The sequence below is a fragment of the Dorea sp. D27 genome, from assembly GCF_001185345.1.
Taxonomy (GTDB): Bacteria; Bacillota; Clostridia; order Lachnospirales; family Lachnospiraceae; genus Extibacter.
On record NZ_KQ236743.1, the window covers coordinates 195,604 to 220,331 of the forward strand.

The window sequence follows — 24,728 nt, forward strand, 5'->3', positions numbered from 1 at the left end:
ATGGGGCTTTTGCGTATACGTGATCTGAACGTACAGTTTCATGACGGACAGTTTCATGACGGACAGAAGGGTCAGGAAGCAGTACGGCATCTGTCCTTCGATGCAGCCCCCGGTGAGATCGTCGGTATCGTCGGAGAGTCTGGATCTGGGAAGAGCACGGCCATGCAGGCCGTTCTTGGACTGCTGCCGGACCGCGCGGAGATCGTCTGCGGGGGGATGTGGATTGGGGATGCCGACATCACTCCGCCGCTGCCGGGAGAAAGCAGGAAAGATTATGAGCGGAAGATGGATGCTGTCCGGGGAAATAAAATCGCCATGGTGTTCCAGAATCCTCAGACGAGCCTGAACCCGACCGTTAAGATTGGGCGTCAGATTGCAGAGACGATACGTTTGCACAGTCACTGCAGCCGTTCATATGCCAGAAAACGGGCGGCAGAGCTATTGGATATGGCTGGTGTCCATGACGGTGAATCACAGATGGGCAAGTATCCGTTTGAACTGTCCGGCGGCATGTGCCAGCGTGTAGGAATAGCCATAGCCCTGTCCTGTGAGCCGGAACTGCTCATCGCCGATGAGCCGACGACTGCGCTCGATGCGACGGTGCAGAAGCAGATGCTGGAGCTGTTCCGGCGAATCGTACAGGAGACGGGTACCGCCGTTCTCTTTGTGAGCCATGATCTCGGAGTCATCGCCTCGCTCTGTGACAGAGTCCTCGTCATGCACGACGGTACATTGGCGGAAGAAGGCTCGGTGGAAGATGTCTTTTATAACCCACGGCATGTGTACACGAAGACGCTTCTTGCACGGGCAAAGGAACTTCAGAAGCTGTCTGCCTGCAGGGGAGGTAAGAAGAAGCTTCTGGAAGTGTCCCATGTGAGCAGATGCTTTACCGGGACCGGCGGTCCCGGAAGGCAGGCTGCGGCAGAAGTGGTGCGGGACGTCACCTTTCATATACAGAAAGGCGAGACCTTTGGGCTTGTAGGGGAAAGCGGCTGCGGAAAATCCACACTGGCCCGTATGGTTACAGGAATCTTAGCGCCTACCCGTGGCGCCGTCCTATATGAGGGGGAAGCATTGTCCGTACGGCCGGGGAAAGGGAACCGGCGTGTCCAGATGGTTTTTCAGAATCCGTACACTTCCCTGAATCCGCGGATGACGGTGCGGGATATGCTGGAGGAGCCGCTCATCTTGAATATGGACGTCACAGAGCAGGAACGCAGAGAAAAGGTAGACAGTATGCTGAAGCTCGTAGGGCTGGATCCGGATGACGCGCAGAAGTACCCGCGTGCGTTTTCCGGAGGAGAACGGCAGAGGATCGGCATTGCCCGTGCACTTATCCTGGAACCAGGACTGCTCGTGTGCGATGAGCCGGTATCGGCGCTGGATCTGCCCATACAGGAACAGATATTGGAATTTCTGGAGGAACTTCAGAGCAGCCGCAAAATTACATGTCTGTTCATCTCCCATGACCTGAATGTCGTGAAACGAATCAGCAGCAGGATAGGAGTCATGTATGCGGGCTGCATCGTGGAGACGGGCAGTACAAAAGAAGTATACAATGACCCGTGGCATCCGTATACGAAAGCGCTGCTCTCATCCGTCCTCGTTCCAGATCCGGTAAAAGCAAGAAGGAAGAAGGGAATACCGCGCAGGGAGGAGCAGAAGGCGGAAGCCCTCGCTACAGAGGGGTGTCCGTTTGCGCTAAGATGTGGCTATGCGTTAGAGTGCTGCTTTACGGACAGGCCGAAGAGCTGCCGGTTTGGCGGGCGGGAGGTTGCCTGCTTCCTCTACTCGGAACAATATACGGGAAAGAGAAGCAGTGATTACAGGATGACATCACAGATATAAGGAGAACAGCCATGAAGAAAACAGTGAGCGTCCTCACGGCAATATCCCTCATCGGGATATTGCTGCTTGGAGGATGCACGAAGCAGGAGAAAGAGGTAAAAGACAGTACAAAAGAGATAGTCGTAGCAATCAACAGCGAGACAGGGGGGCTTGATCCGGCGGGGATGATAGCGCTTACGTATCTGGCATATTCGGTCTCGGCACTGGATGAACTTCTGACCTTTGATGAAGATGGCGAGGTGGAATACAGGGCAGCGGAGTCTTATGAGGTAAATGAAGAATCAACCGTATGGACATTCCATCTGCGCAAAGAAGCGGTCTGGTCCGACGGTACGCCGGTGACATCCAAAGACTTTTCCAATACGATAGTAAGGGCGCTGAAGCCTGAGAGCGGCAGCGGATATGCCAACTATCTGTTTCCAATCAAGAATGCCGAGGCGGTATATAATGGAGAGACGGATGCCGGAAGTCTGGGCGTAGATACACCGGATGACTATACACTTACATTTACACTTGAAAAGCCGTGCGTATATTTTCTGGATCTGCTCAGGCTGCCGGTGTATACGCCTTCCTGTTCCGCGTATGCCCGTGGCGCGTCGGACGGATGGGATAAGAATCCTGAGACGAGCGTTGCCAACGGTCCATTTTATCTGGATGAATATGTGCCGGAACAGTATTTTGTCCTGAAGAAAAACACAAAATACTGGAATGCAGATGAGATAAAGCTGGACAAGATTACATACCGCTTCTTCGCCGACCAGCAGTCTATGGCGAATGCCTACGAGACCGGTGAGGTGGATGTGGCGACGGGGCTGCAGTCATCGGTCATGGAGCTGTATGAAGGAACAGACGATCTGTATATTACCGATACGATAGCGACGCGATACATATACCCGAATCTGAACGTGAAGCCGCTAGACGACGTGCGGGTGCGTAAAGCGTTAAATCTCGCCATTGACCGGGAAGAACTCTGTAAGATTGTCGGGGATGACACAGAACCTACGGTAAACTTTATCGCAAGGTATATGAAGGACAGGCAGACAGGCGAATACTTCGTGGACGGGGCCAAAAAGCCATTTGAAGAAAATGTGGAGGAGGCGAGACGGCTGCTTGCAGAAGCAGGATACCCGGATGGAAAGGGATTTCCGGAACTCACATATCATTACCCTACCCTTGAAATGGACTCGGATACGGCCCAGGTCATCCAGGAACAGCTGAAGAAGAATCTGAACATAGACATCAAGCTGAATGCGCAGGAACTGCAGGTCAATTATACGGAACGCAGGGCAGGCCGCTTTGACCTGTGCAGGATGAACTGGACAGCCGATTTTGCAGACCCGTATACGTACCTGTCCATGCTCCTGTCCAACAGTACGTATAACTGCAGCGGGATCCGGGACGAGGAATACGACCGTCTGGTGGAACAGTCTGACACGGAGATGGATCCGGTAAAAAGAGCGCAGCTCATGCATGAGGCGGAGCAGCTTGCCGTGGGAGAGAAGTTCTATATCATACCGCTCTACACGATGAAGAGCTGCAACCTGATTCGTCCGGATATAAAAGGGATTGCCCAGATTCCAGCTACAGGCGCGCTGGAATACAGACATGCGTATACCGTAGAAGAGAACAAGTGATACGAAACAGCAGGGGAGGAATGGAGCAATGCTGCACCTTGTGACCGGAGGAAGCGGGAGCGGGAAATCTGCATTTGCAGAAGATCTCATCTGCCGCCTTCACAGTGAGAATGACGAGCAGGCGTCCGGGCCGTTGCTATATATCGCTACGATGATGCCTTATGGAGAAGAGACGGAAAAGAAGATTCTGCGCCACCGCCTGATGCGGCGGGAGAAAGGATTTGAGACAATCGAATGCTATACGGGAATCCATGCACTTGCAAAACAGGGAAGTCCGTTGTATGAAGCGGCTGTCAGAGGTGCCCCATCCAGCGTACTGCTGGAATGTATGTCCAACCTGACGGCAAATGAGCTGTACTGCCCGGATGGAGCGGGCTGCAGTACGGCAGATGAGTTGGTACGAGGAGTCGGGGAACTGTATACGATGTGCCATAATCTTGTGGTCGTGACAAATGACGTCTTTCGTGAAGGAAGGGCAGGCTCTTGCGAGATGCAGGCATACAGGGAGACGCTGGCGGACATCAATACGCGGCTTGCACGTATGGCCGACAGTGTGACGGAGGTGGTATGTGGAATCCCGACAGAGATAAAGGAAAACAGAAATGGGAAAAGGACAGGTGAACATATGATACTGATAACCGGAGGTGCCTGCCAGGGAAAAACGGCATATGCAGAAAGAACATATGGAGTAGACAGCTGGATTGACGGCGGAAGCTGCGGGTTTGATGAGATATATTCATGTGCCGCTATCCGGCACTTTGAACTGCTCGTGCGGCGGATGATGGAGTCGGGGACGTGTACGTCTGACCTTGCCGGCAATCTTGCCGCCAGGAACCCTGATGTAGTCATTATCGTGGATGAGATTGGCTGCGGACTCGTACCGGTGGACGGGTTCGAGCGGGCGTACAGAGAGCAGGCCGGACGCATATGTACAGAACTGGCCCATATAGCCGAACGGGTAGACCGGGCTGTCTGCGGTATTGGAATGTCGATAAAAGGAGGAGAGAGATGACGGAGCTTACTGGACTCGAAAAAGTTCTGCCGGCAGAGATTGAGGCGAGAAGTTTCGAGATTATAACAGAGGAACTAGGCAATACCCCGCTAATCCCGGGGACGGAACCGATAGTGAAAAGATGCATCCACACAAGCGCGGATTTTGACTATGCGCAAAGCCTTGTATTCTCAGACGGAGTAGTAGAACGTGTGCTGGAAGCGCTCAGACAGGGGGCATCCATCGTTACGGACACCGAGATGGGAAGAGCCGGAATCAACAAAAAGAGGCTGGCGGATTACGGAGGGGAAGCACTCTGTTTTATGGCGGATGAGGACGTGGCACTTGCGGCCCGAATCAACGGTACGACCCGGGCCGCTGCAAGCATGGACAAGGCGGCAGCCCTTGACAAGAAGGTGGTATTTGCGATAGGCAACGCGCCGACAGCGCTTGTAAGGATCTATGAGCTGGTCAGGGAAGGTGCGCTGAAACCAGAGGCTGTCATCGCGGTACCGGTCGGATTCGTCAATGTCGTGCGCGCAAAGGAACTTATTCTGGAGCTTAAGGAGACACCGTCCATCGTGGCGAAGGGGAGAAAAGGAGGCAGCAATATAGCGGCATGCATCTGCAATGCGTTTCTGTACATGCTCGGGGAACGGGGGGAGAAGGATGGATAAGGCTTATTTTCCCATGTTTGTAGATATATCGGATAAGGAGATCGTCGTGGTGGGCGGCGGGAGCATTGCGGTGAGGCGCGTAAAGACGCTCCTTCTGTTTTCGGATCATATCACCGTCATCGCTCCCGGACTCCACGAATCCCTTTTGGATCTTGAGGCAAGAGGCAGGATTGCCTGCCTGCACAGAGCATACAGGGAAGGTGACATTTCCAAGGCCCATATTGTACTGGCGGCGACAGACAATAAAGAATTGAACAGGAGCATCGGGGAAGAATGTAACGTGCTCGGGCAGGCATACGGAAGAAAGATCCTGTTTAACACTGCGGATGACAGGACGTTCTGCGACTTCTATTTCCCGGCTGTCGTCCAGAGCGATGATATCGTGATAGGCATCAATTCAGGCGGGAAAAATCCTGCAAAAGTAAAAGAAATCCGCAGACGGCTGGAGTCAGGCCCGTTTTAAAAGGGGCCTGACTCCAGCCGTTCTTTCTTCGGCACAAAAAACGAGGCCATATCTGCTTTTTCTAACGTGAGTAACTGCACTTTTCTATCAATGCCGCCTGCATAACCTGTTAGGCTGCCATTTGTGCCGACAACGCGGTGGCAGGGGATAATCAGCGAGATGGAGTTATGCCCCACTGCACCTCCGACAGCCTGAGCAGACATTTTAGAGCGTCCTTTCTTCCTTGCAATTTTGTCGGCAATCTCACCATAGGTCATTGTCTTGCCGAATGGAATTGCCAGCATAATATCCCACACCATTTTACGGAATGGTGTTGTTTTCATTAAAAGCGGCGGTGTAAAACCGGGAGCCCTGCCGCTGAAATAAATATCCAGCCAGCGGACGGCCTGCTCAAATACCGGCAACGATTTTTCTTCATATTCTTTCGGGAGCGTATCTCCAAAATATTTCTGACCGTCAAACCAAAGACCTGCAAGCTCTGTCCCGTTGCTTGAAAGTGTGATGCCGCCCAAAGGTGAATGATAGTGATATGTATAAGTCATAAGTTTTTCTCCATAATCTCTTGAAATCAAATCCCAATTTTTCTCATTATACCAGCTATAAAAAGATATGGACAGCCTTTTTATCATAAAGGTATGGAGCCTTGTTTCGTCTAAATACAATCTTAATGCGGGCCATATGAATATTATCACTGTCTTAATGAGAAATTGTATATGCTAAATGTAAGAAAAGAAGGTGATGATATGTTGGCTGATATTTTATTGGGAATGATCATATTGGGAGGCATGGCATACGGAATGTACCTGATGTTCCGTGTGGACTGCTGGACAGCAGAAGAGCGGAAGCTTCAGGAGGATGAAGAGACAAGGGAGCCGTTGCCCCAGGCTGTCGTCTTTGGAAGGGGAAGCCGCAGGAAACAGGTGGAAAAGTGGCTGAACGACAGGGCGGTGGAGGCCGTATATATAGAAGATGTCTGTATCAGAGATAACTGGGATAATGTACAGTATGTTATCGCGCTGTCAGAGTCGGATGCCGATAACCTGTCAATCTGTAATCTGATGAGGAAGATGTATGGGACGGCATATCTGTTCAGCATATGTAATGAAGGGGTCAATGAGAGCGTGTACCACAGATTCCATATACGTATTCTGAAAGAAGACGGAAAGATATGGGAACAGCTTGGTGCACTGCTTGCGGGAAAAGAGGTCTCGATAGCATGAGCGTGATGATGAAAAAACTCACCCATACCCAGATGATTGTGCTCGGGTATCTGATAATTATCCTTTGCGGGACGCTGCTTCTGATGATGCCCGCGGCAAGCCGGGACGGTCAGGCTACGCCGATGGTCGATGCCATGTTTACCTCTACCTCGGCGGTCTGCGTGACCGGGCTTGTCATTGCGGATACGTGGCAGAAATGGTCCATGTTCGGTCAGGTGGTAATCCTGTCTATCATTCAGATAGGCGGGCTCGGATTTATGACGATAGGCGTATTCTTTGCCATTTTACTGAGAAGGAAGATAGGGCTGTGGACACGCGGCACATTGCAGGAAAGCGTCAACATCCTTCAGATTGGCGGTGTCGTGCGGCTGGCAAAAAAGATTATCATAGGGACTCTCGTGTTTGAGGGGACAGGGGCGATTATCCTGGCGCTGCGTTTCCAGAAAGAGTTCGGATGGATGAAAGGAATTTACTACGGCATCTTCCATTCCATCTCCGCTTTCTGCAACGCGGGATTCGATCTGATGGGACAGGAGGAGGCTTACTCTTCCTTTACGGGTTATTATGATGACTGGACGGTCAATCTCGTAATCATGCTTCTTATCGTTATCGGAGGAATCGGATTCTTTGTATGGAATGACATTTCTATACATAAGTGGCATATAAGCAGATATTGCCTGCATACAAAGATTGTCCTGTCTGTGACAGCCGTCCTCATTTTCGGCGGGGCCATCCTTCTGTATCTGTTTGAGAAAGATAATACGCTGCAGGGTATGGACGCTTCCGGCAAGTTATTGTGCTCCCTGTTCGGATCGGTGACGGCCAGGACGGCAGGATTCAACACGGTAGACACGGCGGCGCTGACGGACAGCAGCAAACTGCTGACGGTGATACTCATGTTCATAGGGGGCAGCCCCGGATCGACGGCGGGCGGTATCAAGACGACCACATTTGTCGTACTGCTCGTTTATATGAAGGCAAATCTGAGAAACCAGATGTACTGCAACGTATTCGGAAGGAGGCTTGATGACGGCGCTGTCCGCAAGGCCAGCACCGTATTATGCACGAACCTGCTTCTCGTTATGACCGCGGTGCTCGCGATCATAACGATACAGGCAGAACCGGCTATAGACGCTGCATTTGAAGTGGTATCCGCCATAGGCACCGTCGGCATGTCTACCGGCATAACGAGAGGGCTTGCAGACGTATCAAAAATTATCTTGATATTTCTCATGTACTGCGGACGTGTTGGAAGCCTTACGTTTGCATTGTCGCTGCGGGGGCATAAGACGGAAGCTCCGGTGAAGGAACCGGTGGAACGTATCATAATAGGATAGCAAAGGGGAATGGAAAATGAAATCAGTATTAATTATTGGGCTGGGAAGATTCGGGCATCATCTCTGTGAAAATATGATTAAGCTAGGCAACGAAGTGATGATTGTGGATAAAGAAGAAAAAAATGTTGAAGATCTGCTTCCGGTTGCGACGGCCGCCAAGATTGGGGACTGCACGAATGAAGAAGTGCTGAAAAGCCTTGGTGTGGGTAATTTTGACATCTGCTTTGTATGTATCGGCTCTAACTTCCAGAGCAGCCTTGAGATCACAAGCCTTGTGAAAGAGCTTGGAGCCCGGTACGTCGTAAGCAAGGCGAACAGGGACATACATGCAAAATTCCTCTTGAGAAACGGTGCGGATGAAGTCATCTATCCTGACAGGGATATTGCAGAGCGGCTTGCGGTCAAGCATAGTGCGAACCACGTATTCGACTACGTGGAGCTGGCAGAAGGCTATTCCATCTTTGAGATACCTCCCGTGGCGGCATGGGTCGGCAGAAGCATACAGGAACTTGCTATCCGCACGAAATACCATGTGAGCATACTCGGTATCAAGTCAGGCGGACATCTCCAGATTCTGCCGCGGGCGGACAGGAAGCTGGAGGCCGGAGACCATCTGATGGTCGTGGGCCTTAAGAAAGACGTAGATAAAATATTGGCAAATATCAAGTAGGGTGCTATGATAAGTGCATGGAAAAGATAAAAGAAGGAATCAGAAATAAAAAGTTCATATATACGGTTCGGACGATGCTTATCGTGCTGACTGCCAGCGTTGTCTGCATCGTCCTGAAGAACGTGGGCGTGGAGAAGGAAAATGTACTTATGGTGTTCATGGTCGGCGTGCTCATCATCAGCACATGTACACAAGGGTACGAGTATGGGATTGCAGGCGCTGTCGTCAGTGTCATGATGTTCAACTACTTTTTTACGGTACCGGTCCATACTTTTGCCATCATGAACCCGAATGACGTGGCACTCATGGGATTCTTCCTCATCGCGGCAGTCATATCTTCTAGCCTGACCGTGCGGTTCCAGAAGCAGATGCTCATTTCCAAGAAAAATGAGGAGACGGCAAGGCAGCTCTATGAGATGTCTGAGCGGTTCATCAACGTCACAGGCAAGGAAAATATCATAGAGCTCGGTATCCGGTATATCTATGAGCACACAGGCTATGAAAGCGTGGTGGAACTGCTTGGGGAAGAGGCGAAGAGAGAGTCGGCGAAGGAATATATGTCCAAGGATTATGTGATGTTCCCAATCATCGGCATCGTCAAGCAGATAGGGATATTGAAGGTGTTCAACCACAACCAGGGATTTACCGTAGAGCAGGATCTGCTCGTAAAGACGGCGGCAAACCAGATAGGAATTGCCCTGGACAGGGAACTCATCTATGCGGAGCAGGAGCGGACGAAGGTCGAGATGGAGCGGGAACATATGAAGAGCAGCATGCTCAGAAGCATTTCCCATGATTTCCGTACCCCGCTGACAGGAATACTGGGCGACTGCAGCCTTATCCTAGACTCAGACGAGATGGACAGGGAAGAGGAGAAGCAGCTGTTGAAGGATATAATGGAACAGTCTATGTGGCTTATGAAGATGGTAGTCAATATCCTGAATATGACGAAGATTGAGAGTGGCCAGCAGTTTGTGGAGAAAAGCAAAGAAGTGATTGACGATGTCATCAACGGGGCAGAGCGTCACGTCATCGGTCTTGGGCAGAGAGACTTCCGTGTCGTGCTTCCCAAACAGGTCATCATGGCAGAACTAGACGGCAAGATGATAATGCAGGTACTCGTCAATATCCTGGACAATGCCGTGAAGCACACGCAGGAGGGAGGAAAGATCATCCTCACCGCCTCATTCCGCAGGAAACGGGTATATGTGTGCATAGAGGACGACGGCCCCGGCATCGAAGAGGGCATGGAAGAGAAGATATTTGACGAGTTCGTATCTCTGTCCGGGGAAAGCATGGACCAGAAGCGGGGCATCGGGCTTGGCCTTGCTATATGCCGGCAGGTCATCAGCGCCCACGGCGGAGAGATATGGGCGGAAAACAGAAGTGGGGGAGGGGCCAGATTTACATTCTGGCTGCCTGCAGAGCAGGCAGAAGAGCTATGAGTGAAACTATGACAATCATGATAGTAGAGGATGATAAATATATATTGAATTTTATCTCCATGACATTAAAAAAAGAAGGATACGGATATTTCGTCGCAAGGACGGTGGAGGAGGCACAGAGCCTTTTTTACGCGAACAGGCCGGATATGATCCTTCTGGATCTGGGGCTTCCGGACGGGGACGGTATGGAAGTCATCCGGAACGTAAGGGAAGTGTCGGAGATTCCGATTATCGTCGTCTCTGCCAGACAAGAGGAGAGGGAGAAGATAGAAGCGCTGGACGCGGGGGCGGACGACTACGTGACAAAGCCGTTCTATATGGGCGAGCTTATGGCAAGAGTCCGGGTTGGGATGCGCAAGCTCGGCACTATCCGTACCGGAGGCACGGATGCCGTATTTGTAAAAGACGGGCTTACGGTAGACTACGAGAAACGTAAAGTGACAGTGGGGGAAGAGGAAGTACACCTGACTCCCATCGAATACAAGATACTGCTGCTGCTCATCTCCAACCAGGGCAAAGTGCTTACGCACAACTATATCATAAGGGAAATATGGGGCTATTCCGGCGAGATAGATGCAGGGAATCTGCGCGTGTTCATGGCGACCTTAAGAAGGAAGATAGAAAAAAATCCGGCGGATCCAAGCTTCATACTGACAGAAATCGGGGTAGGGTACCGGTTCTGTGAATAAAAATGGGGGGCAGGCCTTTCTGCCGGCCCGTGTTATGTCCCCCCGGCACCTGGCGGCACTTGCAGATAGGCAACTACGTCGTCGGCTTTACGGCCGGAAGGGTGTATCTGATATTCCGCCTCGTGTATGTCAGGAAGGTAGTGGGCGTCGGAGCTGCTTAGCATCCTGCAGTTCAGGAAGTACGGGTGTTCGCGCTGTATCCGGTGCAGATTTCCGAAGTCGCGGATTTCTGCGCAGCAAAAGGTACTGTCCGGCGGCACGAAGCCGAGGTTCGAGAGCAGGCTTGTCGTCGTCTTGTCGATGTGCGCCGGATAGGCAGTGCCGTGATAGGATGCAACGAGCCCGAATACATGGTCGAAGGATATGTCAGTGGCGCTTATGAGCAGACGTTCCACCGTGCCTGCCACTTCATCCTCTTCGTTCATAATCTGCTGCTTTCCGAAGATATCCTCCTTATTCTTGATTGGGAGGATATGCTCATATATATAGCTGTCAAATGCCATGGCATCAGTCAGCGACGGAAAGAGGCAGACGACGTGGACTTCTTCGGATGTCGTAAGTTCCATGCCCGGAATGACGGTCACCCCATAGTTCCTGCCGTGTGTAACTGCCGCGGGGCAGTTTTTACAGGAATTGTGATCTGTGAGAGCGATGACATCCAATCCTTTGATGGCCGCCATGCCGACGATATTGGCAGGCGTCATGTCATCATCCCCGCAGGGGGACAGGCAGGAATGGATGTGGAGGTCGTAGTACAGCCCTTTCATGACAGCAGCTCCTGTATCTTAAGTCCCGCGTCAAATACCGGAAGTTCTGTCGAAAATACTGCAATCTGCTCTTTTACCGCACATGCCAGCTCTTCCTCCTGGAACCGGATGCCTTCTGCCAGGACGATGCAGGAGATGTCCGCCAGCGAAGCGACCGCCAGCGTGTTCTTGTTACCCATGACCGTAACCCAGGCACCATTCTCGGGCGCTTTGCCCATGGCGATGCTGAGAAGGTCGCAGCAGAATACCTTGCTGATTTCTCTGGAAGTGCTTCCGGGCACCTCTACCTTGAACAGGCCGGATTCAATCAATGTCTGTACCGTCATAACTAACGCTCCTTTCGCTCTAATTCCGTTGTCAGCTTCTTGATATAATCTTCCAATATCTTCATCGAATCATCATTGTTGCCGCACGACAGGTTCAGCGACTGGGTCAGGAACCCGATTTCCTTGGACAGGTTGTTGATATATTCATGGAAGGCATAGATGCAGTCATTCCGCGTCGCCTCTCCTCTGACGATATCCTCCGCCAGCGCCCTGCATGTAGGTGCCCCGCATGAGCCGCAGTCCAGCCCCGGAAGCTGTTCCGTAATATCCTCTACCGTACCCATCAGCTCCAGGCTCTCACGGAAAGATTTGCCGAGACGGAATACCGGCTCATATTCCACATAGGCCGACCAGTGATAATCGACACTTTCATAGGAGCTGGCATGCGTCTGCGCCACAGGCAGATAACGGTGCAGCTTTTTCGTCTTGGCTGTGGCGATATATGGGTTCTCCACAGTTAGCGGTCCCCCGACACAGCCCCCGTTACACGCATTGAGCTCTACAAACTTCAGGCCGTAGAACTTTTCATCCTCCAGATCGCTTAGCACCCGGAGCGCGCTCATAATGCCGTCACAGGCCAGATAGTTGTCTGTAATCAGACCGGCCGACTCTCCCCCGGCGTTGCTCCACCCGATGCCGATACGTCCGGAAGCAGCTATAGGCGAGAGCCTGCTCTCGTCGTGTGTCATGTGCTGCAGCAGGACGGGATACACGTCCTTGATGGCTACGACTTTATCAATCTGGCTTTTTTCCACGCCGAGAGGTGAACGCGCGTAGGTAACCTTGGAAGGACATGGGGAGATGAAGAAGATTCCGATATCCTCCGGAGGATAGCCCGTTTTTTCGATTGCTCTTGCCCGGGCAATTTCTGCGGCAATCTCCACCGGCGGCTTCAGCGGCAGCAGGCGGGGCAGCAGGGTGGGATACTTGACCCGTATGATTCTCACGATGGCCGGACAGGCAGTACTGATGAACGGCGCGTCGTCCCGGTGCTCGCTTATGTATTTCCGGGTGGCGTCAGACACGAGTTCAGCAGCTGCGCTTACTTCGAATACATCGTCAAAGCCCATGGAAATAAACGCATTCAATATGATATCCACATTGGTAAGGTTATTGAACTGTGAATATAACGAAGGCGCGGGAAGAGCGACCGTGTACCTGTAGTTCTTGATTTCCTCGAGGGAATCATATAATGCCACCTTTGCATGGTGCGGGCAGTATCGGATGCAGCGTCCGCAGTCCACGCAGAATTCGGGCGTAATCTTGGCTTTGCCATTGTGAACCCGGATAGCCTGCGTGGGACAATATTTGATACAATTGATGCAGCCTTTGCACGCATCTTCGTCCAGATGTACGGAATGAAAAAATTTGTCTGATTTATCCAACCGGAACCCCTCCTTGTCAAGTTACATGTGAATGTCCATCGTTACCGTAGTTCCGACTCCCAGTTCAGAGTCGATCTGCATACAGTCGGTATACTTTTCCATGTTGGGAAGTCCCATACCTGCGCCAAAGCCGAGTGCGCGGACTTCCTCCGGCGCTGTGGAGTATCCTTTCTGCATTGCTTTTTCGACATCCGCAATCCCGGGTCCTTTATCTGCCAGAACGATACGGATATTGTCCTGAGATATGTCGACGGTAATCTCTCCGCCGCCGGCGTGGATGACCATATTAATCTCACCTTCGTACATGGCGATGGCCGTCCTGCGGATAACGTTATTGTCAGCCCCTATCATCTTGAGCTTGTTTTTCAAATCGCTGCTTGCTTCCCCGGCCCTAGTGAAGTCGTCACCGGATATTATGTAATGGAAAGTCAGGTTGTCGCCCATGTATTATGCACCTCCAAGTAGTCCGTTGCTGTATAATAAGCCGCAGGTCGTAAACATGCCACGGGATGTGGCAAGTATAACAATGCCCCTATCCTCCGCCAGCTTCAGCATGTTCGGGTCCGGGTACTTTCCGCGGACAAATACGATACAGAGAATGTCGAGCATCTCCGCTGTCCTGATTACCTGCGGGTTGCACAGGCTAGTGAGAAGCAGGGACTGCTCCTCCGCGTACGCCAGGACATCACTCATCATATCGGATGAAAATGCGTAGTTAACATCTTCGTCCAGATACGCTTCCCCACACAAGACATCTGCTTCCAGTAAGGATTTTATCTTCCTGATTGTCATATCTTCCTCCTGTACACTTCTGATTTTAATACAGGGTAAAATACTTTTTGTACCCAATATCATATAAATATAGTATATCATCGGAAAAAAAGGAAATCAACACGTATTGTGAAAAACAACTAAAAATGAAAGTGATAATTTGTATATTTTTTAACAGGATGTTAGTCAAATATCAAACAAGAATGGTTTTCATTTAACAATATACACAATAAAAAGGTGTAGATTTTTGTATTTTTGTATGTTAGAATGGAATGGTAATTCAACGTAATAGTCACATGACTAAATAAGACAGTAAAGGGAGGTAAAAAAATGCTTTCTAAGAAAACAACAGTTCAGTTCACCGGAACAGAAGAACAAGAGAAAGAACTGTTAGGAGTAATCAATGAATTGAAAGATGAAAAAGGCGCCCTGATGCCTATACTGCAAAGAGCCCAGGATATCTACGGCTATCTGCCCATCGAGGTTCAGAAGATTATTTCTAATGAGACGGGAATTCCGTTAGAAAAGATATACGGAGTTACCACATTCTATTCCCAGTTCAACTTAAGCCCGAAGGGCAGATACCGCATATCGGTCTGTCTGGGCACGGCCTGTTATGTCAAAGGTTCCGGGGACATCTACAACAAACTCATGGAGAAGCTTGGCATCGTCGGCGGAGAATGCACGCCTGACGGTAAGTTTTCGCTGGATGCCTGCCGCTGTGTAGGTGCCTGTGGACTGGCACCGGTCATGATGATCAATGATGAGGTGTACGGAAGGCTTACGGTAGACGATATCGACGATATTCTGGCTAAGTATGAATAGCCATGATGACGGAAATATCACTGAACGTTCTGGATGTGGCGGAGAATTCCATCCGCGCGGGAGCAGATTACATAACAGTCGAGGTGCTCATAAGCAGCGGGGACGATACGCTCACGGTGGTGATTGAAGACAATGGATGCGGTATGGATGAAGAGCAGGTGAAGCAGGTTACGGATCCGTTCTATACGACAAGGACTACACGGAAGGTAGGGCTTGGCATCCCATTTTTCAAGCAGGCAGCCGAAAGTACGGGCGGTAGGTTTGACATTACATCTGGAAAAGGAATTGGCACAAGAGTAGAAGCAGTTTTTGGATTATCCCATATAGATAGAATGCCGCTAGGTGATATCAATACGACAATGCAGACGCTCATCGTATTCAATGAACCTGTCGACTTTCATTATAGATATGCTTATGACGAGAAGGAATTTGTGCTGGATACGAAAGAAATGAAAGAGATATTAGGAGGCGTGTCCTTTAAGGATGCGGAAGTGTCCGGATTCATCAAAGAGTATCTGGATGCGAACAAAGAAGAAACAGACGATGGTAAATCAGTTTAAATAGCAGGAATGGAGGATGCATATGAAGTCTCTGGAAGAACTGAAGGCAATAAGAGAGAAGAATGAAAGTAAAGTCGGCGTGCGGTCTGAGAGTGCATCACAGACGAGAGTCGTCGTCGGTATGGCGACATGCGGGATTGCCAGTGGGGCAAGGCCCGTCCTCACTGCACTTTCCAATGCGGTCCAGGAGGAGCACCTGGCTGAGAAGATCAGCGTGACCCCTACCGGCTGTATCGGGCTGTGCCAGTATGAGCCGATTGTAGAAGTATTGGAACCAGGCAAAGAAAAAGTGACGTATGTAAAGATGACACCTGAGAAGGCTATGGAAGTGTTCAGACTCCATCTGAAAGAAGGCCAGGTAGTCGCGAAATATACATTAGGCGCTGTACAAAAATAGAAAAGGGAGGTATACGAATTATGTATCGTTCACACGTATTGGTTTGTGGTGGAACCGGATGTACTTCCTCAGGCAGCCAGAAAATCAGGGAAAGGCTGGAAGCGGAAATCAAAAGGAACGGGCTGGAAGATGAAGTGGGCGTAGTAAAGACCGGTTGTTTCGGACTGTGTGCGCTCGGCCCGATTATGATTGTCTATCCGGAAGGTTCTTTCTATGCGATGGTCAAAGAAGAAGACATTCCGGAAATCGTATCTGAGCATCTGTTAAAAGGAAGGGTTGTCACCCGGCTTCTCTATGATGAGACTGTAAAGAACGAAGAGATCCTGCCGCTGCAGGAGACGAAGTTCTATAAGAAGCAGCACAGGGTTGCACTGCGTAACTGCGGCGTCATCAATCCTGAGAATATTGAAGAATACATAGGAACACGTGGATATGAGGCATTGGGCACCGTACTTACGAGCATGAAGCCGGAAGAAGTCATCCAGGTTATACTGGACAGCGGCCTTCGCGGGCGTGGCGGGGCCGGTTTCCCTACAGGGCTGAAGTGGAAGTTCGCAGCGGCCAACGCTGCAGATCAGAAATATGTCTGCTGTAATGCCGATGAAGGCGACCCGGGAGCGTTCATGGACCGTTCCGTCCTGGAAGGCGACCCTCACGTCGTGCTGGAGGCGATGGCTATCGCCGGATATGCGATTGGCGCTTCACAGGGCTATATCTATGTGCGTGCAGAATATCCGATTGCAGTTGAACGTCTGAATATCGCTATTAATCAGGCAAGGGAATACGGCCTGCTGGGAAAGAACATTTTTGATACAGGATTTGACTTTGATATTGACATCAGGCTTGGAGCGGGAGCTTTCGTCTGTGGCGAAGAGACGGCGCTTATGACTTCCATCGAAGGAAACAGAGGCGAGCCGCGTCCGCGTCCGCCGTTCCCTGCACTCAAAGGTCTGTTCCAGAAGCCGACGATATTAAATAACGTCGAGACTCTGGCCAACATTCCGCAGATAATCCTCAACGGGGCGGAATGGTTCTCTTCTATGGGAACAGAGAAGTCCAAGGGGACGAAAGTATTTGCCCTCGGAGGCAAAGTCAATAATACGGGTCTTGTAGAGATTCCGATGGGAACGACGCTTCGTGAAATAGTTGAAGAAATCGGCGGCGGCATCCCGAACGGGAAGAAGTTCAAGGCGGCACAGACGGGCGGGCCATCCGGCGGCTGTATCCCTGCAGAGCATTTTGACGTACCGATTGACTATGACAACCTTATCGCCATCGGTTCTATGATGGGCTCCGGCGGTCTGATTGTCATGGATGAAGATAACTGTATGGTTGATATCGCCAAGTTCTTCCTGGAATTCACGGTAGACGAGTCATGCGGCAAATGTACTCCTTGCCGTGTAGGTACAAGGCGGATGCTTGAGATACTGGAGAAGATTACGAACGGACAGGGTACGATGGATGACCTGGATAAGCTGGAAGAGCTGGCAGCCCATCTGAAAACCAACTCTCTTTGTGCCCTTGGGCAGACGGCGCCAAATCCTGTACTGTCGACGATGCGTTATTTCAGAGATGAATATGTGGCACATATCGTAGACAAGAAATGTCCGGCAGGTGTCTGTAAAGCGCTTCTCTCTTACAAGATTGATGCCGACAAGTGTAAGGGATGTACATTATGTGCAAGAACGTGTCCGAATGATGCAATCAGCGGCGCAGTCAAAGAGCCGCACGTCATCAACCAGGATAAATGTGTCAAGTGTGGAGCATGTATGGAAAAATGCCGTTTCGGTGCTATTTACAAAGAGTAATGGAGGATGGAGAATATGGAAAATATTAACCTTAAAATTAATGGACTCGACGTATCCGCTCCTGCCGGTTCTACTATCCTTGAAGCGGCCCGGCTGGCTGGAATCAAGATTCCGACGCTGTGTTTCCTGAAGGAAATCAACGAAATCGGAGCCTGCCGTATGTGTATCGTTGAGGTGAAGGGAGCAAGAAACCTCGTTGCAGCGTGTGTGCATCCAATCAATGAAGGGATGGAAGTATTTACAAATACGCCTCAGCTCATCGCATCGAGAAGAAGAACGCTTCAGCTTCTGCTTTCCAACCATGACCAGCAGTGCCTGTCATGCGTACGAAGCGGAAACTGCGAGCTGCAGCAGCTGTGTAAGGAATATGGCGTGGATGACGCCCACTATTACGAGGGAGAGACGACACACTACGAGCTGGATGAAACTGCAGCACATATGGTGCGTGACAATAATAAATGTATCCTCTGCCGCCGCTGTGTGGCAACGTGTGAGAAAACCCAGGGCATCGGCGTTATCGGCGCCAACAATCGTGGATTTGACACGATGATAGGATCTGCTTTCGAGATGGGACTTGGAGATACGAGCTGCGTATCATGCGGGCAGTGTATCGCAGTCTGTCCTACCGGCGCTTTATACGAGAAGGACTACACGCAGCAGATACTGGATGCCATCGCCGACCCGGATAAATATGTGGTCGTGCAGACCGCTCCATCTGTCCGTGCAGGACTCGGCGAAGAATTCGGCTACCCGATGGGTACAGATGTAGAAGGAAAGATGGCGGCTGCTTTGAGAAGAGTAGGATTTGACAAGGTGTTTGATACTGACTGGGCAGCGGACCTGACAATCATGGAAGAGGCCACAGAGCTTCTCGACAGGGTCAAGAACGGCGGAGTGCTGCCGCTTATCACTTCCTGTTCACCGGGATGGATCAAGTATTGCGAGCACTACTTCCCGGATATGACGGAGCACCTTTCCAGCTGTAAGTCGCCGCAGCAGATGTTCGGCGCCATGCTGAAGACATATTTTGCAGAAAAAGAAGGCATAGACCCGGAGAAGATCGTATCTGTCAGCGTCATGCCGTGTACAGCTAAGAAGTTTGAAATTGGACGTGACGACCAGGATGCGGCAGGTGTGCCGGACGTAGATATCGCCATAACGACAAGAGAGCTGGCAAGGCTGATCAAACGAAGCGGCATTGAATTTACGATGCTGCCGGATGAGAAGTTCGACGACCCGATGGGAGAATCCACAGGTGCTGCCGTAATCTTTGGCGCTACCGGCGGTGTTATGGAAGCTGCCCTTCGTACAGCGGTAGAAGTGCTCACAGGAGAAGAGCTTGCTAATCTGGACTTTACGGATGTCCGGGGAACGGAAGGTGTCAAAGAAGCATCTTACAACGTGGCGGGAATGGATGTGAAAGTGGCTGTCGCATCCGGACTTAACAACGCGAGGACGCTTCTCAACAAGGTGAAGTCAGGGGAAGCAGATTACCACTTTATAGAGATAATGGGATGCCCTGGCGGATGCGTAAACGGAGGCGGACAGCCGCAGGTGTCCGGCGACGTGCGTAACTTCACGGATGTACGTGGAATCCGTGCGAGCGTGCTGTATAATAATGACGCGGCCAAACCAATCCGGAAATCGCATGAGAATCCGGCCATCAAGAAGCTGTATGAAGAATATCTCGGCGAACCAGGAAGCCACAGGGCTCATGAGACATTGCATACAAGCTATGTAAAACGTTCCGTCAATTAAAAATACGAATTCAGCGATACAGAAGATGCCCTTACGGCTATATAAGTCCGGGGCATCTTCTTTTTTCAGTATTATCACAGATGTATGCGGAGATATTGACAAAGGAAGCAGGTGATGTATAATTAAGATGTGTTAAAAAAATAACAATGGAGGCACATACCATGGCACAGATTATAGGAAGTCCCAGCAGATATATACAGGGAAAAGGGGAGCTGAAAAACCTCTGCACATATGCGTCCAACTATGGAAGCAGGTTATTCGTCCTCACGAGCGTATCCGGCAGGAAGCGCGTAGAGCCGTCTATACAGGCCGGAATGCCAGGAACAGGGGTGGAGACGGTATATGAATCTTTTAACGGCGAGTGCAGCATGAACGAGATTGACCGCGTGATAGCGGCGGCAAAGGATGCAGGCTGCGATATGATTGCCGGTGTCGGGGGCGGAAAGATACATGACACAGCTAAGGCTGCAGCACATTATATGGGCAAACCGGTAATCATCGTGCCTACCATCGCGTCTACCGATGCGCCCTGCAGCGCGCTCTCGGTCATATATACGGATGAGGGTGTGTTCGACAGATATCTGTTCCTGCCGGCCAGTCCGAATGCAGTGCTTGTAGATACGGAAGTGGTAAGCAAAGCTCCGGCCAGGCTTCTTGTGGCTGGTATGGGAGATGCCCTTGCAACATACTTCGAGGCAAGAGCGTGCAGACAGTCATCTGCAGTGAACTGCGTAGGGGGGATGAGTACGCTGGCAGCGATGGCCCTGGCCAGACTCTGTTATGAGACGCTTTTGGAGAACGGAGTAAGCGCCGCGCTGGCAGTAACGGAAAATGTATGTACGAAAGCAGTGGAAAATGTCATAGAAGCAAATACATACCTCTCTGGAATCGGGTTTGAGAGCGGAGGGCTGGCTGGCGCACATGCGATTCATAACGGCCTGACCGTGATAGAGGAGACGCATGCCATGTACCACGGGGAGAAAGTAGCCTTTGGCACGCTCGTGCAGCTCGTGCTTGAGAATGCAGATTCTGAGGAGATAGAGGCTGTAGTGGACTTCTGCAACGCGGTCGGACTGCCGACGACGCTTGCGCAGCTCGGGATAAAAGAAGTGAAGGCGGAGCAGTTGATGGAAGTGGCAGAACTTGCCGCTGCAGAAGGAGATACGCTCGGCAATATGCCGTTTCCGATGACACCGGAAGATGTATATGCGGCGATAATGGCAGCCGACGCCATAGGCAGGAACTATGCAGAGTAACAGCAAAGGAGAAGGCTCTATGGATTACAGATATATTTTGTTCGACCTGGACGGGACGGTCACAGATCCGGGTATCGGAATTACAAACTCTGTCATGCACGCCCTGAGAAAGTTCGGCATCACAGAAGATGACAGAACGAAGCTGTACAAATTTATCGGGCCGCCGCTTGCGGAATCATTTCGGGATTTCTATAAGTTTTCCAAGGAGGACGCCCTCCTTGGAATCAAGTACTACCGCGAGTACTTCAGTGAAAGAGGAATATTTGAAAATATGGTGTATGAAGGCATGGAAGAACTGCTGTCCGCATTGGTGGATCAGGGGATGGAGCTGATCATCGCGACGTCAAAGCCGGAGGCATTCGCCAGGCAGATACTGGAGCATTTCCGCCTGGACAGGTATTTTGCTTTTATCGCAGGGGCAACGATGGATGAGAAAAGGGTAAAGAAAGCAGAAGTGATCGCGTATGCACTCGAGAGCCGCGGCATCCGTGACCGGTCCAGAGTGCTCATGATTGGAGACAGGGAACACGATGTCATCGGTGCACATAAAACAGGCGTTGACGTCATGGGCGTATTATATGGCTATGGGAGCCGGGAGGAACTGGAAGAAGCCGGAGCGGATTATATTGCGGAAAATGTTGGAGACATTAAAAAGTTTCTGTCCTGAATTGAAAGAAAACAGTGAAAACCCCGTAAAACCGAGAACGCAAACGCTAGTTGCGGCAGAACTACGCAAACGCAACATGAAATTGGTGGAGGTTTACACCATGCAATCGTATGATAAATCCATAAAAACTGAAGGAGGAAATCAAAATGGGTTTTGCGGAGAATTTACAATTTATGAGACAGAAAAAAGGATATACGCAGGAACAGATAGCAGAGCAGCTTCAAGTGTCGAGGCAGTCGGTATCAAAGTGGGAGTCGGGAGGGAGCTTTCCTGAGATGGATAAGCTCCTCCAGCTGAGCGAACTGTTCCAGTGCAGCATGGATGTGCTCGTTCAGGGGGATGCAAGAGCCTCCTATGTGGAAGAACATGAGGAATACGATAGGCATATGAATGAATACAGCAGGGCGGTCACATCAGGGGTGGGGCTCCTGCTGTTCGGAACGGCGGTGTATGAACTGCTGTCAGGGGTATATGTGGCAGAAAAGCTCTGCGATATGCTCTTTATGTTTTTTGTTGTGGCCGCCGTGCTCATATTTGTCGTCCAAGGTATGAAGCACAGCGCATTCACGAAAAAATACCCGGTCGTAGGAAACGTTTATACGGATAAAGAAACGGATGCGTTTCAAAAGCGGTACATAACCATGTGCGCTGCCGGAATTGGGCTTCTCTTCTGCGGATTCATCTTTGAGCTTGGCATGGACGGCGTAGCCCTGCCGCCCCGGTTCAATGAGGAGGCCGTGCATGGCGTGTTCATGCTCATCGTCACGGCCGCTGTCTCATTGCTCGTGTATGCAGGCATGCAGAAAAAGAAGTACAGCATATATGAATATAATGACGATAATATGCCGGGCGAAGCGAAGAGGCTGATGGGCAGAATCTGCGGTTCCATCATGATGGCTGCTGCTATCGTATTTCTGCTTGGAGGGTTTCTTGCCAATGCATGGAACGTATCATGGGTCGCGTTTCCGGTCGGAGGAATCTTGTGCGGCATCGTGAGCACGCTGCTGGTGAAGGAGAGGAAATAGCTGTCTTATATCTTTTTAAAGATAGGGCGTAACTCAGAGTGTGGATGCCAAACGGCAGAATGACACGGGGGGACATTGATTTCAATGTCCCTCCTTTTTTTGCATACGCTTTTTATGATTCGGATGAGCAGAGCTTTGCTGTCTGTCACATCTACAGCTATTCGATGTCTGAAGCCTTCTGTTATCAATTATGCGTCGGATTTCATATTAAAACTGTATAATAGATGCCTGGCTGTTCTTTGTCAGTAAATGTCGAAAAAGCGGGGAATGTTGAAAATGTGGTATTGAGCGGGAAAAGAAAATAAGGTACAATAAAAAAAGATGTAGAAAACAAAGTAAGGAGAAAATTGGTATGGAAAGAAGAGTTGGTACTGTATCAAGGGGAATCCGCTGTCCCATCATTCGGGAAGGGGACGACCTTGCACATATTATAGTAGAGAATGTTCTGGGTGCCGCGGAAAGCGAAGGCTTCGCCGTGCACGACAGAGACGTGGTCGCGGTTACAGAGTCTGTCGTTGCGAGAGCGCACGGCAACTATGCTTCTGTTGACGCTATTGCGCAGGATGTAGAAAATAAGCTTGGAGGCGGTACGATAGGAGTCATCTTTCCGATACTGTCCAGGAACCGTTTTTCCATCTGCCTGAAAGGGATTGCCCGCGGGGCCAAAAAAATTGTGCTCATGCTCAGCTATCCAAGCGATGAGGTGGGTAATGAGCTCGTATCGCTGGACCAGCTTGACAAGGCGGGTATCAATCCATATAGCGACGTACTTGATGTAAAGCGCTACAGGGAGCTGTTCGGTGAGAACATCCATCCCTTTACCGGGGTGGATTATGTCCGTTACTACAGTGACCTGATAAAGAGCGAAGGGGCGGAGGCCGAGGTTATCTTTGCAAACCATCCAAAAGAGATTCTCGCATATACGAAAAAAGTATTGAACTGCGATATCCACAGCAGGGAAAGGACAAAGAGAATACTGAAAGAAAATGGCGCTGAAGTTGTGTGTGGCATGGATGATATCTTGACGGCCCCGGTGGATGGAAGCGGCTGCAATGAAGATTATGGGCTGCTCGGATCCAATAAATCTACGGAAGAGGCGGTAAAGCTCTTTCCGAGGACGGGCAGATGTATGGATCTTGTTCTGGATATACAGAAGCAGATTCTTGATAAGACAGGAAAGCATGTAGAAGTGATGGTATATGGAGACGGGGCTTTCAAAGACCCTGTCGGAAAGATATGGGAACTGGCAGATCCGTGCGTATCTGTCGCCAATACTGAGGGGCTGGAAGGGACACCGAACGAAGTGAAGCTCAAATATCTGGCGGACAATGATTTCAAGGATTTGTCCGGGCAGGCGCTGAAGGATGCCATATCTGACCGGATTAAGGAGAAGAAGGAGGACCTGGTCGGAGACATGGCGGCACAGGGTACGACGCCGAGACGGCTGACCGACCTGATTGGCTCGCTGTGCGACCTGACAAGCGGTTCAGGAGATAAGGGGACACCGGTCATCCTCGTTCAGGGATATTTTGACAACTATACGTCATAACCCCTGCCGGATAAGAATTTTTAGTATAAGAAAAGGTAAAGGTGAACCGGGTGAAAAGATTAGCTGTCGTTCTATGCGTGCTGATGATGTGTCTGTCTCTTGCAGCCTGCGGAAAAGATTCCGACGAAGGCGGAACAGATGCATCCGGACATAATTCCGCAGAGGGAGAAGGGAATGATTCTGAGGAAGAAGTAAAAGAAGAAAAGAATACAGAAGATAAAGATACAAAAGCCGACAATTCTGTCATATCCGGAACGTCCTGGACAGCGCGTGACGGTTCTTGGATGACATTTACTGATGAGGAGAATTACGCATGGTATCAGGACAGGACTGTCACGGATGATAATTATTACGCCGGTACATATGAATTCTATATGGGAGATGATGCACTAAAGTATCTGACCGTAGATCTGAAAGATTACGGCGTCACGGAAGCCGAGATGCAGCGCGTATTTGACAGCAATGAAGAGTATTCTCTGGATAATCTGGTATGTATGACAGCGAGGAACCGTTCATTTATGCTGGACGGTGCGGAGCAGCTTAATGAGGAGAAAGAAGTATCTTATTATGGGTTCATGCTTCAGGATGGGGGATATCTTGATATCGCCAATATGACGACAGGAACCTATTATGGTTTTACAAAAGAATAGAAAGCAAAAG

At 50.4% G+C, this 24,728-nt stretch carries 26 protein-coding genes; 20 read left to right on the forward strand and 6 right to left on the reverse strand.

All coding sequences use genetic code 11. From position 1 onward, the window contains the following. The 5 genes from HMPREF0980_RS00955 to HMPREF0980_RS00975 are packed head-to-tail and all read left to right on the forward strand — an operon-like array spanning position 1 to position 5,613. Positions 1-1,848, forward strand: coding sequence for an ABC transporter ATP-binding protein (locus HMPREF0980_RS00955; RefSeq protein ID WP_049727295.1), 1,848 nt, complete (start codon positions 1-3; stop codon positions 1,846-1,848). A gap of 11 nt (positions 1,849-1,859) precedes the next feature. Then, the gene (locus tag HMPREF0980_RS00960; RefSeq protein ID WP_049727296.1) at positions 1,860-3,482 is read left to right on the forward strand and encodes a peptide ABC transporter substrate-binding protein; all 1,623 of its coding nucleotides are present in this window, start codon (positions 1,860-1,862) and stop codon (positions 3,480-3,482) included. A 28-nt stretch (positions 3,483-3,510) separates the two neighbouring features. Continuing rightward, positions 3,511-4,494: a bifunctional adenosylcobinamide kinase/adenosylcobinamide-phosphate guanylyltransferase gene (locus HMPREF0980_RS18430; protein ID WP_084002608.1), complete on the forward strand. Its 984-nt coding sequence runs from the start codon at positions 3,511-3,513 to the stop codon at positions 4,492-4,494. Continuing rightward, a complete protein-coding gene (locus tag HMPREF0980_RS00970) occupies positions 4,491-5,150 on the forward strand; it encodes a precorrin-8X methylmutase (protein ID WP_049727297.1) in 660 nt (219 codons plus the stop codon). Before HMPREF0980_RS18430 ends, HMPREF0980_RS00970 begins: the two co-directional genes overlap by 4 nt. Beyond that, complete coding sequence (locus HMPREF0980_RS00975) at positions 5,143-5,613, forward strand: precorrin-2 dehydrogenase/sirohydrochlorin ferrochelatase family protein (protein ID WP_049727298.1); 471 nt, start codon at positions 5,143-5,145, stop codon at positions 5,611-5,613. The genes HMPREF0980_RS00970 and HMPREF0980_RS00975 overlap by 8 nt, the downstream gene beginning before the upstream one ends. Here the strand turns inward: HMPREF0980_RS00975 and HMPREF0980_RS00980 are convergent. Beyond that, positions 5,610-6,155: a methylated-DNA--[protein]-cysteine S-methyltransferase gene (locus HMPREF0980_RS00980; protein ID WP_049727299.1), complete on the reverse strand. Its 546-nt coding sequence runs from the start codon at positions 6,153-6,155 to the stop codon at positions 5,610-5,612. The genes HMPREF0980_RS00975 and HMPREF0980_RS00980 overlap by 4 nt on opposite strands. 201 nt (positions 6,156-6,356) lie before the next feature. On the opposite strand from HMPREF0980_RS00980, the gene HMPREF0980_RS00985 reads away from it, so the two are divergent. From HMPREF0980_RS00985 to HMPREF0980_RS01005, 5 genes are read left to right on the forward strand one after another with little or no spacing between them, the layout of a single operon-like run. After that, entirely contained in the window at positions 6,357-6,833 is a 477-nt protein-coding gene (locus tag HMPREF0980_RS00985) for a hypothetical protein (protein ID WP_147629765.1), read from the forward strand. Beyond that, positions 6,830-8,170, forward strand: a complete 1,341-nt coding sequence (locus tag HMPREF0980_RS00990; protein WP_049727301.1) for a TrkH family potassium uptake protein — start codon at positions 6,830-6,832, stop codon at positions 8,168-8,170. Before HMPREF0980_RS00985 ends, HMPREF0980_RS00990 begins: the two co-directional genes overlap by 4 nt. A gap of 16 nt (positions 8,171-8,186) precedes the next feature. Then, on the forward strand, positions 8,187-8,840 hold the full coding sequence (locus HMPREF0980_RS00995; RefSeq protein ID WP_049727302.1) for a potassium channel family protein: 654 nt from the start codon (positions 8,187-8,189) through the stop codon (positions 8,838-8,840). A 17-nt stretch (positions 8,841-8,857) separates the two neighbouring features. Further along, entirely contained in the window at positions 8,858-10,285 is a 1,428-nt protein-coding gene (locus HMPREF0980_RS01000) for a sensor histidine kinase (RefSeq protein WP_049727303.1), read from the forward strand. Beyond that, positions 10,282-10,974, forward strand: a complete 693-nt coding sequence (locus HMPREF0980_RS01005) for a response regulator (protein WP_049727304.1) — start codon at positions 10,282-10,284, stop codon at positions 10,972-10,974. The genes HMPREF0980_RS01000 and HMPREF0980_RS01005 overlap by 4 nt, the downstream gene beginning before the upstream one ends. Before the next feature lie 32 nt (positions 10,975-11,006). Here the strand turns inward: HMPREF0980_RS01005 and HMPREF0980_RS01010 are convergent, their stop codons facing one another. Genes HMPREF0980_RS01010 through HMPREF0980_RS01030 form a run of 5 tightly spaced genes read right to left on the reverse strand, consistent with a single transcriptional unit; the run spans position 11,007 to position 14,244 of the window. Next, positions 11,007-11,741 (reverse strand): PHP domain-containing protein, encoded by a 735-nt coding sequence (locus tag HMPREF0980_RS01010; protein WP_049727305.1) that lies wholly within the window; start codon positions 11,739-11,741, stop codon positions 11,007-11,009. After that, positions 11,738-12,067: a hypothetical protein gene (locus tag HMPREF0980_RS01015; RefSeq protein WP_049727306.1), complete on the reverse strand. Its 330-nt coding sequence runs from the start codon at positions 12,065-12,067 to the stop codon at positions 11,738-11,740. The genes HMPREF0980_RS01010 and HMPREF0980_RS01015 overlap by 4 nt, the downstream gene beginning before the upstream one ends. Before the next feature lie 2 nt (positions 12,068-12,069). After that, on the reverse strand, positions 12,070-13,452 hold the full coding sequence (locus HMPREF0980_RS01020) for a [Fe-Fe] hydrogenase large subunit C-terminal domain-containing protein (protein ID WP_049727307.1): 1,383 nt from the start codon (positions 13,450-13,452) through the stop codon (positions 12,070-12,072). A 21-nt stretch (positions 13,453-13,473) separates the two neighbouring features. Continuing rightward, positions 13,474-13,896 carry an ATP-binding protein gene (locus tag HMPREF0980_RS01025; RefSeq protein ID WP_049727308.1) on the reverse strand — a complete coding sequence of 141 codons (423 nt, stop codon included), beginning with the start codon at positions 13,894-13,896 and terminating at the stop codon, positions 13,474-13,476. Positions 13,897-13,899: 3 nt separating this feature from the next. Next, a complete protein-coding gene (locus HMPREF0980_RS01030) occupies positions 13,900-14,244 on the reverse strand; it encodes a DRTGG domain-containing protein (protein WP_049727309.1) in 345 nt (114 codons plus the stop codon). 309 nt (positions 14,245-14,553) lie between these two features. Between HMPREF0980_RS01030 and HMPREF0980_RS01035 the strand changes: the two genes are divergently transcribed. The 10 genes from HMPREF0980_RS01035 to HMPREF0980_RS01080 all read left to right on the forward strand — a co-directional run bounded on the left by HMPREF0980_RS01035 (position 14,554) and on the right by HMPREF0980_RS01080 (position 24,718). Continuing rightward, the gene (locus tag HMPREF0980_RS01035) at positions 14,554-15,048 is read left to right on the forward strand and encodes an NADH-quinone oxidoreductase subunit NuoE family protein (protein ID WP_006442449.1); all 495 of its coding nucleotides are present in this window, start codon (positions 14,554-14,556) and stop codon (positions 15,046-15,048) included. A 2-nt stretch (positions 15,049-15,050) separates the two neighbouring features. Continuing rightward, positions 15,051-15,608 carry a sensor histidine kinase gene (locus HMPREF0980_RS01040; protein ID WP_049727310.1) on the forward strand — a complete coding sequence of 186 codons (558 nt, stop codon included), beginning with the start codon at positions 15,051-15,053 and terminating at the stop codon, positions 15,606-15,608. A 22-nt stretch (positions 15,609-15,630) separates the two neighbouring features. Beyond that, the gene (locus tag HMPREF0980_RS01045; protein ID WP_049727311.1) at positions 15,631-16,005 is read left to right on the forward strand and encodes a (2Fe-2S) ferredoxin domain-containing protein; all 375 of its coding nucleotides are present in this window, start codon (positions 15,631-15,633) and stop codon (positions 16,003-16,005) included. Positions 16,006-16,025: 20 nt separating this feature from the next. Then, positions 16,026-17,813, forward strand: coding sequence for an NADH-quinone oxidoreductase subunit NuoF (gene nuoF, locus HMPREF0980_RS01050; RefSeq protein ID WP_049727312.1), 1,788 nt, complete (start codon positions 16,026-16,028; stop codon positions 17,811-17,813). A 15-nt stretch (positions 17,814-17,828) separates the two neighbouring features. Next, positions 17,829-19,571: an NADH-dependent [FeFe] hydrogenase, group A6 gene (locus HMPREF0980_RS01055; RefSeq protein WP_049728278.1), complete on the forward strand. Its 1,743-nt coding sequence runs from the start codon at positions 17,829-17,831 to the stop codon at positions 19,569-19,571. A 161-nt stretch (positions 19,572-19,732) separates the two neighbouring features. Continuing rightward, positions 19,733-20,827 carry a glycerol dehydrogenase gene (locus HMPREF0980_RS01060; RefSeq protein ID WP_049727313.1) on the forward strand — a complete coding sequence of 365 codons (1,095 nt, stop codon included), beginning with the start codon at positions 19,733-19,735 and terminating at the stop codon, positions 20,825-20,827. Between the two features lie 19 nt (positions 20,828-20,846). Continuing rightward, entirely contained in the window at positions 20,847-21,494 is a 648-nt protein-coding gene (locus HMPREF0980_RS01065) for an HAD family hydrolase (protein WP_049727314.1), read from the forward strand. Between the two features lie 146 nt (positions 21,495-21,640). Continuing rightward, on the forward strand, positions 21,641-22,519 hold the full coding sequence (locus tag HMPREF0980_RS01070) for a helix-turn-helix domain-containing protein (RefSeq protein ID WP_049727315.1): 879 nt from the start codon (positions 21,641-21,643) through the stop codon (positions 22,517-22,519). 352 nt (positions 22,520-22,871) lie between these two features. After that, positions 22,872-24,068 carry a coenzyme F420-0:L-glutamate ligase gene (locus HMPREF0980_RS01075; RefSeq protein WP_049727316.1) on the forward strand — a complete coding sequence of 399 codons (1,197 nt, stop codon included), beginning with the start codon at positions 22,872-22,874 and terminating at the stop codon, positions 24,066-24,068. 50 nt (positions 24,069-24,118) lie between these two features. Next, positions 24,119-24,718, forward strand: a complete 600-nt coding sequence (locus HMPREF0980_RS01080; RefSeq protein WP_147629766.1) for a hypothetical protein — start codon at positions 24,119-24,121, stop codon at positions 24,716-24,718. Positions 24,719-24,728 lie beyond the last annotated feature (10 nt).

Bases quoted from the DNA above. Each gene is read 5' to 3' on its own strand.
- HMPREF0980_RS00955 (WP_049727295.1), top strand. From the start codon at position 1: ATGGGGCTTTTGCGTATACGTGATCTGAACGTACAGTTTCATGACGGA.
- HMPREF0980_RS00960 (WP_049727296.1), top strand. From the start codon at position 1,860: ATGAAGAAAACAGTGAGCGTCCTCACGGCAATATCCCTCATCGGGATA.
- HMPREF0980_RS18430 (WP_084002608.1), top strand. From the start codon at position 3,511: ATGCTGCACCTTGTGACCGGAGGAAGCGGGAGCGGGAAATCTGCATTT.
- HMPREF0980_RS00970 (WP_049727297.1), top strand. From the start codon at position 4,491: ATGACGGAGCTTACTGGACTCGAAAAAGTTCTGCCGGCAGAGATTGAG.
- HMPREF0980_RS00975 (WP_049727298.1), top strand. From the start codon at position 5,143: ATGGATAAGGCTTATTTTCCCATGTTTGTAGATATATCGGATAAGGAG.
- HMPREF0980_RS00980 (WP_049727299.1), bottom strand. From the start codon at position 6,155: ATGACTTATACATATCACTATCATTCACCTTTGGGCGGCATCACACTT.
- HMPREF0980_RS00985 (WP_147629765.1), top strand. From the start codon at position 6,357: ATGTTGGCTGATATTTTATTGGGAATGATCATATTGGGAGGCATGGCA.
- HMPREF0980_RS00990 (WP_049727301.1), top strand. From the start codon at position 6,830: ATGAGCGTGATGATGAAAAAACTCACCCATACCCAGATGATTGTGCTC.
- HMPREF0980_RS00995 (WP_049727302.1), top strand. From the start codon at position 8,187: ATGAAATCAGTATTAATTATTGGGCTGGGAAGATTCGGGCATCATCTC.
- HMPREF0980_RS01000 (WP_049727303.1), top strand. From the start codon at position 8,858: ATGGAAAAGATAAAAGAAGGAATCAGAAATAAAAAGTTCATATATACG.
- HMPREF0980_RS01005 (WP_049727304.1), top strand. From the start codon at position 10,282: ATGAGTGAAACTATGACAATCATGATAGTAGAGGATGATAAATATATA.
- HMPREF0980_RS01010 (WP_049727305.1), bottom strand. From the start codon at position 11,741: ATGAAAGGGCTGTACTACGACCTCCACATCCATTCCTGCCTGTCCCCC.
- HMPREF0980_RS01015 (WP_049727306.1), bottom strand. From the start codon at position 12,067: ATGACGGTACAGACATTGATTGAATCCGGCCTGTTCAAGGTAGAGGTG.
- HMPREF0980_RS01025 (WP_049727308.1), bottom strand. From the start codon at position 13,896: ATGGGCGACAACCTGACTTTCCATTACATAATATCCGGTGACGACTTC.
- HMPREF0980_RS01030 (WP_049727309.1), bottom strand. From the start codon at position 14,244: ATGACAATCAGGAAGATAAAATCCTTACTGGAAGCAGATGTCTTGTGT.
- HMPREF0980_RS01035 (WP_006442449.1), top strand. From the start codon at position 14,554: ATGCTTTCTAAGAAAACAACAGTTCAGTTCACCGGAACAGAAGAACAA.
- HMPREF0980_RS01040 (WP_049727310.1), top strand. From the start codon at position 15,051: ATGATGACGGAAATATCACTGAACGTTCTGGATGTGGCGGAGAATTCC.
- HMPREF0980_RS01045 (WP_049727311.1), top strand. From the start codon at position 15,631: ATGAAGTCTCTGGAAGAACTGAAGGCAATAAGAGAGAAGAATGAAAGT.
- nuoF (WP_049727312.1), top strand. From the start codon at position 16,026: ATGTATCGTTCACACGTATTGGTTTGTGGTGGAACCGGATGTACTTCC.
- HMPREF0980_RS01055 (WP_049728278.1), top strand. From the start codon at position 17,829: ATGGAAAATATTAACCTTAAAATTAATGGACTCGACGTATCCGCTCCT.
- HMPREF0980_RS01060 (WP_049727313.1), top strand. From the start codon at position 19,733: ATGGCACAGATTATAGGAAGTCCCAGCAGATATATACAGGGAAAAGGG.
- HMPREF0980_RS01065 (WP_049727314.1), top strand. From the start codon at position 20,847: ATGGATTACAGATATATTTTGTTCGACCTGGACGGGACGGTCACAGAT.
- HMPREF0980_RS01070 (WP_049727315.1), top strand. From the start codon at position 21,641: ATGGGTTTTGCGGAGAATTTACAATTTATGAGACAGAAAAAAGGATAT.
- HMPREF0980_RS01075 (WP_049727316.1), top strand. From the start codon at position 22,872: ATGGAAAGAAGAGTTGGTACTGTATCAAGGGGAATCCGCTGTCCCATC.